Source organism: Nocardia sp. NPDC004860 (assembly GCF_040609015.1).
Taxonomy (GTDB): Bacteria; Actinomycetota; Actinomycetes; order Mycobacteriales; family Mycobacteriaceae; genus Nocardia.
Window position 1 is genome coordinate 13,017 of sequence record NZ_JBEXJI010000029.1, and the last position, 14,989, is coordinate 28,005.

11 protein-coding genes are annotated in these 14,989 nt (G+C 69.5%); 4 read left to right on the plus strand and 7 right to left on the minus strand.

All coding sequences use genetic code 11. The annotated features are described in order from the left end of the window. Positions 1-8: 8 nt before the first annotated feature. The 6 genes from ABZV44_RS35945 to tkt form a co-directional block, all read right to left on the minus strand. Positions 9-2,912, minus strand: coding sequence for a BTAD domain-containing putative transcriptional regulator (locus tag ABZV44_RS35945; RefSeq protein WP_354846575.1), 2,904 nt, complete (start codon positions 2,910-2,912; stop codon positions 9-11). Positions 2,913-3,204: 292 nt separating this feature from the next. Continuing rightward, positions 3,205-3,939 (minus strand): 6-phosphogluconolactonase, encoded by a 735-nt coding sequence (pgl, locus tag ABZV44_RS35950; protein ID WP_354846578.1) that lies wholly within the window; start codon positions 3,937-3,939, stop codon positions 3,205-3,207. After that, positions 3,932-4,840, minus strand: a complete 909-nt coding sequence (opcA, locus tag ABZV44_RS35955) for a glucose-6-phosphate dehydrogenase assembly protein OpcA (protein WP_354846580.1) — start codon at positions 4,838-4,840, stop codon at positions 3,932-3,934. Before opcA ends, pgl begins: the two co-directional genes overlap by 8 nt. Then, complete coding sequence (gene zwf, locus ABZV44_RS35960; RefSeq protein WP_354846582.1) at positions 4,837-6,399, minus strand: glucose-6-phosphate dehydrogenase; 1,563 nt, start codon at positions 6,397-6,399, stop codon at positions 4,837-4,839. Before zwf ends, opcA begins: the two co-directional genes overlap by 4 nt. 2 nt (positions 6,400-6,401) lie before the next feature. Further along, positions 6,402-7,532 (minus strand): transaldolase, encoded by a 1,131-nt coding sequence (tal, locus tag ABZV44_RS35965; protein WP_354846585.1) that lies wholly within the window; start codon positions 7,530-7,532, stop codon positions 6,402-6,404. A gap of 5 nt (positions 7,533-7,537) precedes the next feature. Further along, positions 7,538-9,682, minus strand: coding sequence for a transketolase (tkt, locus tag ABZV44_RS35970; RefSeq protein ID WP_354846588.1), 2,145 nt, complete (start codon positions 9,680-9,682; stop codon positions 7,538-7,540). Positions 9,683-10,067: 385 nt separating this feature from the next. On the opposite strand from tkt, the gene ABZV44_RS35975 reads away from it, so the two are divergent. Both ABZV44_RS35975 and ABZV44_RS35980 read left to right on the plus strand, forming a co-directional pair. Further along, a complete protein-coding gene (locus ABZV44_RS35975) occupies positions 10,068-11,054 on the plus strand; it encodes a heme o synthase (RefSeq protein WP_354846591.1) in 987 nt (328 codons plus the stop codon). An 88-nt stretch (positions 11,055-11,142) separates the two neighbouring features. Beyond that, on the plus strand, positions 11,143-11,784 hold the full coding sequence (locus tag ABZV44_RS35980; protein WP_354846594.1) for a dihydrofolate reductase family protein: 642 nt from the start codon (positions 11,143-11,145) through the stop codon (positions 11,782-11,784). Between the two features lie 33 nt (positions 11,785-11,817). On the opposite strand, the gene ABZV44_RS35985 is transcribed toward ABZV44_RS35980, so the two are convergent. Further along, positions 11,818-12,414 (minus strand): helix-turn-helix domain-containing protein, encoded by a 597-nt coding sequence (locus ABZV44_RS35985; protein WP_354846597.1) that lies wholly within the window; start codon positions 12,412-12,414, stop codon positions 11,818-11,820. A 71-nt stretch (positions 12,415-12,485) separates the two neighbouring features. Between ABZV44_RS35985 and ABZV44_RS35990 the strand changes: the two genes are divergently transcribed. After that, positions 12,486-13,439 carry a TauD/TfdA family dioxygenase gene (locus ABZV44_RS35990; RefSeq protein ID WP_354846600.1) on the plus strand — a complete coding sequence of 318 codons (954 nt, stop codon included), beginning with the start codon at positions 12,486-12,488 and terminating at the stop codon, positions 13,437-13,439. A 316-nt stretch (positions 13,440-13,755) separates the two neighbouring features. Further along, positions 13,756-14,985, plus strand: a complete 1,230-nt coding sequence (locus ABZV44_RS35995; protein WP_354846602.1) for an FAD-dependent monooxygenase — start codon at positions 13,756-13,758, stop codon at positions 14,983-14,985. The last annotated feature ends 4 nt before the right edge of the window (positions 14,986-14,989 follow it).

The window sequence follows — 14,989 nt, forward strand, 5'->3', positions numbered from 1 at the left end:
CGGCGCGCTTAGCGCGAACTTAGCTCCCGCCCAGCAACACCGGCGGGTTCCGCGCCGATCGCGCTCACCAGTGCGTTCACCTCGGCGCGCGTCATGCTCGCACCCGCCGCCAGGCCCGCGTCGAAATCGGCCGGGGGCAACGCCGACCGGACGGCGTCGGCCTCGCGTGGCGCGTCCAGCGGATCCATCACCTCCGGCAGGAACCCGATCCGCCCTCCCAGCGCCCGCACCGCCCCGAGCAGGCGGGCGCCGTCGGCAGGGCGGCCCCAGCGGGCGGCGAGCGCCGCGGCCGTGTGCACCATCACCAGCCACGAGGTGACATCCCCGTCCAGCTCCAGCGCGGTCTGCATGGTGCGCAACGCCGTGCGGGCGTCGGCCGCGTCGCCGGTGGCCATCGCACAGCGTGCCAGGGTCCACGACGCGGACGCGACCGGCCAGCGGTGCCCGCACCGCTCGGCGACCGAAACCGCCTCGCGCAGTGCGTCTCGCGCCGCATCCGGGCGCTCGGTGAAGCGCAGGATCATGCCCTCGATCATCAGGGCCTCGGCCAGCTGCCATGGCCGGCCGACCGCACCGGCCTCGGCGACCGCAGCCCGGGCCGCGTCCGCCGACGCGGACGAGGGCGCGACGACCGCGCGCATATACGTCGTCCACGACCGCATCCACGCGACCGTGGCCCGATCATCGGCCTCGGCCGCGACACGCGCGGCCCGCTCGGTCGCCTCCGCACCCCGGACCGGATCACCCGACAGATAGTACAGCCCGCCGAGACCGGCCAGCACGGCCGACAACGTCGGACCGTCGACCTCGTGCGCCGGCGGCGCGGTCGCGGCGAGCGCGCCCGTGATCGCCGCGATGCCTTCCCCGATGAACCCGCGCCGGTACCAGAACCAGTACAGGGCCGCCGCCAGCCGCAGCACATAGCCGTGGTCACCCGCCGCGAACGCGGACGCGATCGCACTGCGCTGTTCGGCGATATCGGCGCTCAGCGCGTCCAGCATCTGCGCCGACCGCGCGTCGCGCAGATGCGCCGCCGCGGCCCGGGACCGGTCCAGCACGGTGCGCCGGTGCGCGGCCCGCACCCGGGCGAGTTCGTCGGGTTCGCAACGGGCCAGCGCGAATTCGCGGATCGACTGCAGCATCCGATAGCGCCGCGGCGACGACGCGGGCTGGACCCGCAATAGCGATCGGCGCACCAGACCGGTCAGCGGTTCGAGGACCGCCATCGGTGCGGACGCACCGTGCACCGCGGCCGCGGCGTCGATATCGAAACTTCCGGCGAAGACGGCGATATCACGCAGCAGCCGCGCCTCGCCGGGATCGAGCAGACGGTAACTCCAGTCGATGGTGTCGGCCAACCGGCGCTGGCGTGCGGGTGCGGTGCGCGCGCCCCCGGCCAGCAGGGTGAATCGGTCGGCGAGGCCGTCGGCGATCTGCTGTTCGGACAGCATCCGCAGCTGTGCGGCGGCCAGTTCCACCGCGAGCGGAATGCCGTCGAGGTCGGCGCAGATCCGCCGCACCGGTACGCGCACCCGCTCATCGAGCGCCCAGCCGTCGACCACACCGGCGGCCCGGGCGGCGAACAACTCGACGGCGTCGGCCTCGTCCAGGGGCGAGACCTCGATGACGCGCTCACCGTCGAGCTCGAGCGGCTCTCTGCTGGTGGCCAGGATCCGGACCCGAGGGCAGTGGCTCAACAGCGTGTTCACCACGGCGGCGACTCCGTCGAGGACATGCTCGCAATTGTCCAGCAGCAGCGTGCATTCCCTGTCCGCGAGGATGTCCGCGAGCCGATCCGGCGAGCTCGCGCCCCGGACCTGCACGGCCGCGGCCACCGTGGCGGTGACCAGCTCATCGGATTCGATCGGGGCCAGATCGACCCACCACGGGCCGTCCCCGGCGGGCAGCCGGCCGCAGGTCTCCAGGGCCAGCCGGGTCTTGCCGACGCCGCCGGTGCCGACCAGTGTCGCCAGCCGTGCGGTGCGCAGCGCCCGGCCGATATCGCCGAGTTCGCCTGTGCGGCCGATCAACTGGGTGCGGGGAACCGGCATCGGCGAGACCGCCGCGGTCGCGGGCGGGCCGCCCGGCGCGGGCTTCGCCGATCCGAGCAGCAGCGCCTCGTCATGGCGCAGAATCGCGGTCTCCAGCTCGCGCAAGCGGACGCCCGGCTCGATACCGAGCTCGGTGTCGAGCAGGCGGCGGACATCCCGCAGGGCCGCAAGCGCATCGGACTGGCGCCCGGCCCGGTAGCGGGCCAGCACGGCCAGCTCCCAGGCTCGCTCGTCGAGCGGATGCGCCGATACCAGATCCTCCGCGTCGGCGAGTGCGGCGTCGACGCGGCCGGTGTCGAGGCGCAACTCCACCAGGGCCTTGCGCGCCCGCAGTTGGAGCGCGACCAGCCGGGTGATCTCGGGCCCAACGAAATCGGCGTCTGCCACGTCCGCGTACGGCGCGCCCCGCCATTCGCCCAGCGCCGCCTCGTAGGCTCGCAGACCGGCATCGAGATCGCCTGCTGCGCATGCGGATTCGGCGACCGAGACCTGCTCGGCGAAGCGGTGCGCGTCGATCCGGTCCGCGGTGAGATCCAGCAGATAGCGGGTACCGCAGCGGGCGATCACACCCTCGGCGCCGCGGCGGCGGTCGGGTTCGAGCCGATCGCGTAGTTTCGAGATCCCGAAATGCAGGGAACTCACCGACGGATCCGGGGCATCGTGCCAGACCTGCTCCAGCAACCTATCGGCCGATACTTCGTGCGGGAACGCGACGATCAACGCCGCCAGCAATGTTCGTTGCCGCACACCGCCCAGATCGACCGGTCGCCCGGCGACGGTGGCCGCCAGGCCGCCCAGCACCCGCAACCGCACCTGCGGCCGCACGGCATCGTCATCGACTTCACCCCGCGTGTCACCCACGGATCACCTCACTACAGCTCTCGCCCAGCAATCTAACCTGGCGAGGGAGCCGCACCGCGCATCGACGTGGATCCGGCCAGACGTCTCGAACCTGATAGCCGTGCTGGACGGTCGCGACATTCGTGTCGCGGTCGCCCGCTACCTGGATTGGGAGATCATCACCAGCAACCGGTCGCGATGGTCCGATGTCGAGCAGCGGCGCCGGGGCTGCTCTCATCCGGGCGAGACCGGTGACAAGACGAAAGGGCGGACTCTTGTGGCGAGTCCGCCCCTTTCGTCGGCCAGCGCCCGTTCAGCTCGGGAGATCTGCCGCAGCGGATTCGTCGAGGAGCCAGGTGGTGGATTCGGTGCCGATGGCGCCGGCGGCGGGGATGTCGAGGGGAGAGGCACCGTGGAGGGCGGCGGCTACCGCGGCGGCCTTGGCCTCGCCGGAGACGATGAGCATCACGTGACGGGACTTGCGGATGGCGGGGAGGGTCAGGGTGATGCGGACCGCCGGTGGCTTGGGCGAATTGGTTTCGGCCACAACCAGTTCGTGTTCCTCGCGGGTGGCGGCGGTGTGGGGGAACAGCGAATTGATGTGGCCCTCACCGCCCATGCCCAGCAGGTGCAGGTCGAAGGCGCCGTGTTCGGCCAGGTGGGCGTGGACGGTGGCCGAGTACTCGCCGGCGGCCTCGAGCGGGTCGGGGTAGTCGCCGCTGGAGGTCTCGGTGGGGTGGACGCGGGCCGGGTCGACCGGGACGTGGTCCAGCAGGGCCTGGCGGGCCTGGAGTTCGTTGCGTTCGGCGTCGCCGGTGGGGACGAAACGCTCGTCGCCCCAGAAGACGTCGAGTGTGGACCAGTCGATGTCGCCGGGGGCCTTGCGGACCCACTCCAGCAGGGCGATACCGGTGCCGCCACCGGTCAGGACCACCGACGCGGAGCCGCGCAGACGCTGCGCCTCCACCACCTGGGCGACGAACTTCGCGGCCGCGGCCTGCACGAGTTCGTCGGTGGTGGTGAAGGTTTCGACGGCGGGCTTACTCATAGGTCACCCTTTCGATTCCGGTGAGGGCCTCGGCGTAGATGTCGTCCGCGTCGAGGTGGCGCAGTTCCTCGGCCAGGCAGTCCTTGGTCTCGCGACGGGCCAGCGCGAAACTCTGGTCGGGTTCCCCGGTCCGGGTGAGCCTCGCGGTGCGGCCGTGCTGTGGACGCGCGATGGAGATCGACACCGTGGGCCGGTGCATCTCCACCTTGAGCTCGCCGGTGCGCCGCAAGACCGGGCAGTCCAGCCGCGCGGCCAGCCAGCCCGCCAGCATGTCGAGCGCCGGCTCTTCCTGCAAGCCCGAAATCGTCACGGACTCAACGGGTTCGAACGGAGCCTCGTCCAGCGCCGCCGCCAGCAGGGCCCGCCAGTAGGTGACCCGGCTCCACGCCAGATCGGTGTCGCCGGGCGCGTAGGACTGCCGCCGGCCCTTGATGGTCTCCTGCGGATCCGAGGCGAAGGTCGCGTCGGTGATGCGGCGGGTCGCCAGGCGGCCCACCGAATCCTTGGACGGGAACTCCGGCGCGCCCCGCGGCCACCACGCCACCACGGGGGTGTCGGGCAGCAGGAACGGGATCACCACACTCGACTCGTGCGGCACCAGATCCCCTTGCAGCCGAAGCACTATCACCTCGGCCGCCCCGGCGTCACCGCCGACGCGGATCTGCGCATCGAGCCGGGTCGGAGCCATGCGGTCACCGCGCGCGAGCACGATCACCCGGCAGGGGTGCTCCCGGCTGGCGTCGTTGGCGGCATCGATGGCGTCCTCGGCCTCGGAGCTGTCCAGCGTGCACACCACCAGGGTGAGCACCCGCCCCATGGTCACCACGCCATTGGATTCCCGCAGCTGCACAAGACGTTTCGACACCTCGCGGGTGTCGGTGTCGGGCATGTCGATGATCACGGCCGCCGCCATTCCCGCCCGCTGCGCGCGAGCATCTCGTCGGCGGATTCCGGGCCCCAGCCGCCCGCCTCGTACGGGTCGGGCTTGCCGGTGTCGGCCCAGTGCGCGAGCGCGGGATCGAGGATGCGCCAGGACAATTCGACCTCTTCGTTGACCGGGAACAGCGATGGCACCCCGAGCAGCACATCCAGGATGAGCCGCTCGTAGGCCTCGGGGGAGTCCTCGGTGAACGCCTCGCCGTAGCTGAAGTCCATGTTCACGTCGCGCACCTCCATCGACGACCCGGGCACCTTGGACCCGAATCGCATGGTGATGCCCTCATCCGGCTGCACCCGGATGACCAGCGCGTTCTGCCCGAGCTCCTCGGTCATGGTCTGGTCGAAGGGCAGGTGCGGGGCCCGCTTGAACACCACCGCGATCTCGGTGACGCGGCGGCCCAGCCGTTTTCCGGTGCGCAGATAGAACGGCACGCCCGCCCAGCGGCGGGTCTCCACGGCCAGGGTGATGGCCGCGTAGGTCTCGGTGCGGGAGTTGGGGTCGAAACCCTCCTCCTGCAGCAGGCCCACCACCGGCTCACTGCCCTGCCAGCCCGCGGTGTACTGGCCGCGCGCCGTCGTCTCGTCCAGCGGCTCGACGAGTTTCGTGGCCGAGAGCACTTTGATCTTCTCGATCTGCAGCTGCTTGGGCTGGAAGCTCACCGGTTCTTCCATGGCCGTCAGCGCCAGCAGCTGCAGCAGGTGGTTCTGGATGACATCGCGGGCCGCGCCGATGCCGTCGTAGTAGCCGGCGCGACCACCCAGGCCGATGTCCTCGGCCATGGTGATCTGCACATGGTCCACATAGTTGGCGTTCCAGATGGGATCCCACAGCTGGTTGGCGAAGCGCAGCGCCAGAATGTTCTGCACCGTCTCCTTGCCCAGGTAGTGGTCGATGCGGAACACCGAACGCTCCGGGAACACCGTGTTCACCAGGGCATTGAGCTCCTGGGCGCTCTTCAGGTCGTGCCCGAAGGGCTTCTCGATCACCACCCGCCGCCACGGATCGGGCTGTCCCGCAGGCGAATCCGACGGCTTGGCCAGTCCGTTCTTCGACAGCTGTTCGAGCACGATCGGAAAGTCACTGGGCGGGATCGACAGGTAGAAGGCGGTATTGCCGCCCGTCCCGCGATCCCGATCCAGATCCTTGAGCGTGGTGGCCAGCTTGTGGAAGGCCGCGTCGTCCTCGAACGTGCCGCGAACGAAACGCAGACCCGCCTTCAGCTGCTGCCACACCTCCTCCCGGAAGGGAGTGCGCGCCGAGGAGGACACCGACTCGTGAACCAGGTTCGCGAAGTCCTCATCGGTCCAGTCCCGGCGCGCGAAGCCGATCAGCGAGAAGCCCGGGGGCAGCAGCCCCCGGTTCGCCAGGTCGTAGATGGCCGGCAGCACTTTGCGGCGCGACAGGTCGCCGGTTGCGCCGAATATCACCACGTTGCACGGTCCAGCGATGCGCGGAACCCGGCTGTCGCGTGAATCGCGCAGCGGGTTCGGCGTCGCGACCGTCGTCGCCGCGCCTGCCACCGTCAGTTTCCTCCCGCGACCTGCAGTTTTTCGGTGGTGGCCGCGAGCAGTTCCTGCCAGGAGGCGACGAACTTGTCGACGCCCTCGGTCTCGAGAACACCGAACACGTCGTCCAGGTCGATACCGACCGCGACCAGTTGATCGAAGATCGCCTGCGCCTCGGCCGCCTTGCCGACGGCCGCGTTCGGCACGATCTCGGCGTGGTCGGCGACCGCCTCGAGGGTCTTCTCCGGGACCGTGTTCACCGTGTTGGGGGCGACCAGGTCGGTGACGTACATGGTGTCCGGGTATTCCGGGTTCTTCACACCGGTGGACGCCCACAGCGCGCGCTGCTTGTTGCCGCCCGCCGACGCCAGCTTGGCGTAGACGTCGGTGTGCTTGCCGCCGTCGAACACATCCTGGTAGGCCGCATAGGCCAACTGCGCGTTGGCGATTCCGGCCTTGCCGCGCAACGCCAGCGCCTCCGGGGTGCCGATGGCTTCCAGGCGCTTGTCGATCTCGGTGTCCACGCGGGAGACGAAGAACGAGGCGACGGACTGGATCTTGGCGATGTCGTGCCCGGCGGTCGCGGCATTGCGCAGACCGTCGAGGTAGGCGCCCATCACCGAGATGTAGCGCTGCACCGAGAAGATCAGCGTCACGTTCACGCTGATGCCCTCGGAGATCACCCGGGTGATGGCCGGGAGACCGGCCTCGGTGGCAGGAATCTTGATGAACAGGTTGGGCCGGTCCACGATCTTCCACAGCTCGATGGCCTGGGCCACCGTGCCGTCCGTGTCGAAGGCCAGGCGCGGGTCGACCTCGATCGAAACCCGGCCGTCGAGGCCGTTGCTCGCGGCGAAGACCTCGGCGAACACGTCGCAGGCGGCCCGCACATCATCGGTGGTGATGGTGCGGATGGCCGAATCCACATCGGCCCCGCGGGCGGCGAGCTCGGTGACCTGCTCGTCGTAGGCGTGGCCCTTGGAGAGCGCGCCCTGGAAAATGGTCGGGTTGGTGGTGACACCGACGACATTGCGAGAGTCGATCAGGCCCTGGAGGTTTCCGGACTTGATGCGATCACGCGACAGGTCGTCCAGCCACACCGAAACCCCGGCGGCCGACAGGGCCGCGGTGTTCGCGTTCTGGGTCATGAGGACTATCCCTTCACCTTGGCAAGCGAGCGGGTGGCAGCGGCGACGACGGCATCGGCGGTGATGCCGAACTCGCGGAACAGCGTCTTGTAGTCGGCCGAGGCACCGAAGTGCTCGATGGACACGTTCTCACCGGCGTCACCGGTGAAACGGTGCCACGGCATCGCGATACCGGCCTCCACCGAGACGCGGGCCCGCACCGACGGCGGGAGGACCTCGTCGCGGTAGGACTGCTCCTGCGCGTCGAACCACTCCACACACGGCATGGACACCACGCGGGTGCCGATGCCCTGTGCCTCGAGCGTAGCGCGCGCCTCGACGGCGAGCTGCAGTTCCGAACCGGTGGCGATCAGGATTACCTGCGGTGTGGCGGTGGAGGATTCGGCCAGGATGTAGCCGCCCTTGCGGACGCCCTCGTAGCTGGTGCCCTCCTGGATCGGCAGGTCCTGGCGGGTCAGGGCCAGCGCGGACGGGCCGTCCTGGTGCGGCGGCTCGGAGACCAGGAAGTGCGAATGCCGTTCGGCGCTATCGCGTTCCAGGATGGTGCGCCAGGCGTAGGTGGTCTCGTTGGCGTCGCCGGGGCGGACCACGTTCAGGCCCGGGATGGCGCGCAGCGCGGCGAGGTGCTCGATCGGCTGGTGGGTCGGGCCGTCCTCGCCGAGGCCGATGGAGTCGTGGGTCCACACATAGGTGACCGGGGTGCGCATGAGGGCGCCCAGGCGCACGGCCGGGCGCATGTAGTCGGAGAACACCAGGAAGGTGCCACCGTACGGACGGGTCGGTCCGTGCAGCGCGATGCCGTTCAGGATCGAGCCCATCGCGTGTTCACGCACACCGAAGTGCAGGGTGCGGCCGTACGGGTTGGCCTTCCACGCACCGGTGGAGATGGACTCCGGGCCGAACGACGGCACACCCGGCATGGTGGTGTTGTTGGACTCGGCCAGGTCGGCCGAACCGCCCCACAGCTCCGGCAGCACCGGCGCCAGCGCGGCGAGCACCTTGCCGGAGGCCTTGCGGGTGGCCATGCCCTTCGGGTCCGCCTCGTAGGTCGGCAGGGTCTCGGCCCAGCCCTCGGGCAGCCGACGCTCCTGCAGGCGGTCGAACAGCGCCTTGTTCTCCGGGTTGGCGGCGGCCCAGGCGTCGTACTGCTCCTGCCAGACGGCACGCGCGGCCTTGGCCCGGTCGGCGACATTGCCGCGCGAGTGCGCGATGACCGCGCCGTCCACGTCGAAGTTCTTCTCCGGGTCGAAGCCCAGGATCTTCTTGGTGGCCGCGACCTCGTCGGCGCCCAGCGCGGCGCCGTGCGAGGAGCCGGTGTTCATCTTGTTCGGGGCCGGATAGCCGATGATGGTGCGCAGCAGAATGATCGACGGCTTGTCGGTCACGGCCTGCGCCGCGGCGATGGCCGCCTCGATGCCGATCACGTCCTCGCCGCCCTCGACGGTCTGCACGTGCCAGCCGTAGGCGCGGTAGCGCGCGGCGGTGTCCTCGGTGAAGGCGATGCGGGTGTCGTCCTCGATGGAGATCTTGTTGTCGTCGTAGAAGACGATCAGGTTGCCCAGCTGCTGGGTGCCCGCCAGCGAGGACGCCTCGGAGGTGACGCCCTCCTCCATGTCACCGTCGGAGGCCACCACGTAGATGAAGTGGTCGAACGGCGACTTGCCCTGTGCCGCTTCGGGATCGAACAGCCCACGCTCGCGCCGCGCCGCCATCGCCATGCCGACCGCCGACGCCAGGCCCTGGCCCAGCGGACCGGTGGTGATCTCGACGTGGTCGGTGTGGCGGTACTCCGGGTGCCCCGGGGTCAGCGAACCCCACTTGCGCAGGTGCTCGAGGTCGGTCAGCTCGAGACCCATGCCCGCCAGGTACAGCTGGATGTAGAGGGTGAGGCTGGAGTGACCGCAGGAGAGCACGAAACGGTCGCGGCCCGCCCAGGCCGGATCACTCGGATCCAGCCGCATCACGCGCTGGAACAGCGTGTAGGCCAGCGGGGCCAGGCTCATCGCGGTGCCCGGATGGCCGTTGCCGGTGTTCTGGACCGCATCGGCGGCGAGGACCCGGGCCGTATCGACGGCTCTGGTATCCAGATCGGTCCAGTCGGTGGGGTGGTTCGGCTGAGTGAGCGCGCGGATGTCGTCTGTGACTGACACGACCGAGGTTCTCCTGACCTTCTCGTCAACGATGCGGTTGTGGGCGGCGGGGGATTCGCTGCGTTCGATCCGGGTGCGACACGGCCGCACCGATCTACAACCACCCTAAAGGGCGGCGTTTCGTGGTCATACGGGAACCCGCAATCACTGCCCGCCGCGTCTCTGGTTCGTGGCGTTTCCCGGACCTGTTCGTGACTACCCGGTGTACGCATCGCGAACCGGTCTCGGGCCGCGCTGGGGTGGACCTGGTCGGGAGCATGGTCGCCGTGGGTCTACCATGCTCTGTAGTAGTGGCCGCGCCGCACTGGGCTGTGTCTGGAGATCGGCAGAGCGCGCTGCTAGTTCCAGACCGGATCGGATAATGCACGGCGTGCGAGGAGAAACAGTGGGGATTGGGCAACAGCCGGGTGGCGCTCACGGCTCCTCCGGGGCGGTGCTCGCCGACCGTGTCACGGGCAGCGGCCCGCTGTCGGCGGCGGCCAGGCGGGTGCTCGCCTACATCGCGCTGACCAAGCCCCGGGTCATCGAATTGCTGCTCGTCGCAACGATTCCCACCATGCTGCTGGCCGACCGCGGCCACGTCGACATCCGGCTCATCCTGGTCACCCTGTTCGGCGGCTGGATGGGCGCGGCCAGCGCCAACACCCTCAACTGCGTCGCCGACGCCGACATCGACAAGGTGATGAAGCGGACCTCCAAGCGTCCGCTGGCCCGCGAGGCCGTACCCACCCGCAATGCCTTCGTCTTCGGCGTCACCCTCGGCCTGGCCTCCTTCGCCTGGCTGTGGTGGCAGGCCAATCTGCTCTCGGGCGCGCTGGTCGTGGCGACCATCCTGTTCTACGTCTTCGTCTACACCCTCGGCCTCAAGCGCCGGACCTCGCAGAACGTGGTGTGGGGCGGGGCCGCCGGCTGCATGCCCGCCCTGGTCGGCTGGTCCGCTGTGACCGGAAACATCGGCTGGCCCGCCATCGTGTTGTTCCTGGTGATCTTCTTCTGGACGCCGCCGCACACCTGGGCGCTCGCCATGCGGTACAAGGAGGACTACAAGGCCGCGGGCGTGCCGATGCTCCCGGTCGTCGCCACCGAGCGGACGGTCACCAAGCAGATCGTCATCTACACCTGGCTGACCGTCCTGGCCACCTTCGCCCTCGTCCCCGCCGCCGGTGTGATCTATGCCGCCGTCGCGCTGGTGGCCGGCGCCTGGTTCCTGCTCATGGCCCACCAGCTGTACTCCGGTGTGCGCAAGGGCGAGTCGGTCAAGCCCCTGCGACTGTTCCTGCAGTCCAACAACTATCTGGCCGTCGTGTTCTGCGGCCTGGCCGTCGACTCGGTGCTCGGCTGGCACACCATCGGCCACACCCTCTTCGGCTGATCCCGGCGCGCGTGTCGATTCGGCTCCCGGCCGTTCGATGACAGGGTAGGGGCGGAACCGCCGCCCACTCACCCGAGAGGACCGCGTCATGCCGAAACTTCGCGTCCACAATTTCGCCGTCTCCCTGGACGGTTTCGCCGCCGGACCGGATCAGGGCCCCGACGCCCCGCTGGGGATCGGCGGAGAACGCCTGCACGACTGGGTCTTCCTGACCCGATACGGCCGCGAGATGATCGGCGAGAGTGGCGGCGACCTCGGCGCCGACAACGACCTCCTCGCCGCGGGAGACCGCGGTATCGGGGCCACCATCATGGGCCGCAATATGTTCGGCCCCGTCCGCGGCGACTGGCCCGATCACTCCTGGACCGGCTGGTGGGGCGACAACCCGCCGTATCACCACGACACCTTCGTCATGACCCATCACCCCCGCCCTGCGCTTCCGATGCAGGGCGGCACCACCTTCCACTTCGTCTCCGACACCCCCGAAGCCGTCCTGAAGCAGGCTTGCGAGGCGGCCGGAGGTCAGGATGTCCGCCTGGGCGGCGGCGCGGGCACCATCCGCCAGTTCCTGGCGGCGGGCCTGATCGACGAACTGCACGTGGTGCAGGTCCCGATCCTGCTCGGGTCCGGCGAACGGCTGTTCCAGGATCTCGGCACCCTGTCCGGCTATCGCCTGTCGGACATGATCAGCACCAGGGCCGTCACCCACCTCTGGTTCACCAGGCAATAGGCCCGGGCACGCGGGACCTGTTCGCGCACCGGCTCATTCACTCGCGGTGCTGGGGCGGGGGAGCGGACCGCGCAGGATCGCCGCCGCCTCGGTGCCGACGGCTCGCCGCAGTTGCTCGGCCGGCATGTCCTCGAGTCCGGCGGCATTGCGCAGGAACGGTTCGAACAGCTGCCAGCCGAGCATGAACGCGGCCACATTCGCGACGGCCAGGGCGGCGTCCCGGTCGTCGGCGTGCTGCGTCCGAGCCTGATCGATCAGGGATTCGATGACCGGGAACCGGCTCTGCATCTGCCCGACCGGGTAGCCGTCGAGGATCGCACGGGCCAGCACGCTCCAGTGCCGGCGCAGGCGCGGGTCGTCCGGTGCGAGCACGCCCGCCGCGGCGAGTGCCGCGGTTTCGGCGGCCAGGTGATCGAGTACGGCCGTGACCACCTTGTCCTTGGCCCCGAGGTGGCGGAAGACCAATCCGTGGTTGACCCCGGCCCGGTCGGCGATATCGCGGATGGAGGTCGCGGCCGGGCCGCGCTCGGCGAACAGGTCGGCGGCGTGGGTGAGCACTGCCGAGACGACGGCGTCGCGTCCGAGCGGTCCGCCTTCGTCCGGCGAAGTCCTTGCGGCGGATGTAGTCATGCGACTACAGTAGCGCACATCAGGTGTAGTCAATTGACTACAGTCCATTCGATCAGCGAAGGAAGACCGTCATGACTGTGATCGCCGACAAAGACCCCGCCGCCGATATCACGCCCCGAACCGTTCAGATCCCTGGATATCCGGTGTGGTCGGGCCCGTTCACCCACCTCGCCGCCGAACGCGACCGGCTGGCCGGGCTGCGCTGGCAGAGTTTCGACGCCCGCCCGGTGGGTGCCACGCTGGGCGCCGAGATCTCCGGCGTCGATCTGACCCGCGAGCAGCCGGACGCGGTGATCGCCGAGGTGCGGCAAGCGCTGCACGAGTACAAGGTGCTGTTCTTCCGTGACCAGCCGCTCACCCCGCAGCAGCACGTGGCCTTCGCGCGCCGCTTCGGCGAGCTCGAGGTGCACCCCTTCATCCCCTCCAACACCGACTGCCCCGAGCTCGTCCGGTTCGAGAAGAGCGCTCAGGTCAGCGGATTCGAGAATGCCTGGCATCACGACGTCACCTGGCGCGAGCAGCCCTCGATGGGCGCTGTCCTGCACGCGATCTCGGTTCCCGAGATCGGCGGCGACACCCTGTTCGCCGACATGTACGCCGCGTACGACGCACTCGACGCCGAGACCCGCGCACGCGTCGAAACCCTCGACGCCGTCCACGATTTCACTCGTGCCTTCGGCCACACGCTCAACGACGAACAGCGGGAGAAGATGCGCGCGCAGCATCCGGCGGTCCGCCACCCCGTGGTCTGCACGCACGCGGTCACCGGTCGCAAACACCTCTACGTCAACCGCGTTTTCGCCGACCACATCCACGGCCTCGACCTCGACGAGAGCCGCGCCCTCATCGATCGCCTGTGCCGTACCGCCGACGCCCCCGAACACCAGGTCCGCCTGCACTGGGAGCCCGACACGGTCGCCTTCTGGGACAACCGTGCCGTCCAGCACTATGCCGCCAGCGACTACTGGCCGCAGGTGCGGATCATGGAGCGCGCCTCCATCATCGGCCCGCGCCCCAGGCGCTGACTCCCGAGGTCGCCCGCCGGTCGGGGGCGACGGGCGACCGTGCGGATGGCCCTACAGGCGACCTGCTGAGCGCGTAACCGGCAGCAGCCCTTCGCTTTTCGAGCCGATCGTCCCACCCGGCCCTGGGCATCGGGAGTCCTCCGAAGACCGGTCGTAGCTCTGCGGAGACAGGCAGGCCCGAGGGGGCGGCCGGTGCCGGTGTGGTGTGGGGAGCGGCGGATAATCGATTGATCCGACTCGGATTTCGCTGGAACACTGACTTGGCTCGACTCCTGGAACGTCGGCTGCACCGAAAGCACTGCGAGGAGGGTTCGTCATGTCTCGGCCGGTTCGAATTCTGGTGTGTGGCGGCGGGATCGCGGGGAACGCGGTCGCGTTGCAGCTGTTGCGGGGCGGGATGGCCGTCACCGTCGTGGAGCGGGCGCCGGTCCCGCGGCCGGGCGGGCAGGCCGTCGACCTGCGCGGGCCCAGCCGCAAGGTGGCCGAGCGGATGGGGCTGATGCCCGGGATCCGCAAGCGGCAGCTCGACGAGCGGGGGATGGTGTTCGTCGACGAGGCGGGCCGGCAGCGCTCCCGGATGCCGGCGGAGATGTTCGGCGGCGAGGGGCTCGTCGCCGAGATCGAGATCGCCCGCGGCGAGCTCAATCAGGTGCTGCTCGACGAGATCGCCGATCTGCCTGCGGAATCCGGGGTACTCGACTATCGGTACGGTGAATGGGTCGAGGAGCTGGAGCAGGACGGCGACAGGGTGAAGGTCCGGTTCGCCTCCGGCGCGACGGACGAGTTCGATGTGGTGATCGGCGCGGACGGACTGCATTCGGCCCTGCGGGAACGGGTGTTCGGCCCGGAGGAGCGGTACTCCGAGTATCTCGGGGCCTACATCGCCTTCTTCACCGTTCCGACGCCGCCGGGCACTGGTCTGGAAACCGGTTGGGTCGGAGTGCTGCCCGTGCCGGGCAGCACGGTCGCACTGCGGCCCGATCCGGATCCGGCGACCTCGATGGCCATCATCTCCACCCGGATACCCGCCGATCCCGCCCTGCGCGGAGATATCACGATGCAGCAGTACCTGATTCGCGAACGGCTGACCGGCTGCGGCTGGGTGATTCCGGCGATTCTGGACGCGATGCCCGCGGCGCCCGACTTCTACTTCGACGAGGTGACCCGGGTCCGGATGCCGCGTTGGTCGCAGGGCCGGGTGGTGCTGCTCGGCGACGCCGCCTACTGCGGATCGCCGATGACCGGTATGGGCACCGCGCTCGCGCTGATCGGCGCGTACCTGCTCGCGGGTGAACTCCTCAGCGCGCCTGCGGATTTCGAGCGGGCCTTCGATCGATACGAGCAGATCCTGCGGCCGCTGGTGACCGAGGTGCAGAAGGGCACCGAGAAATCGGTGCGGCTCCGCCATCCCGAAACCCGCCGCGGCGTCGCGATCATGCAGATCCTGATGCGGGTGCTGGTGTCGCGACCGTTGCACCCGGCGCGCGCCCTGCTCACCCATCTGATCGGCAAACAGGGCGAATATCCGCTACCGGACTATGCGTGAGCCC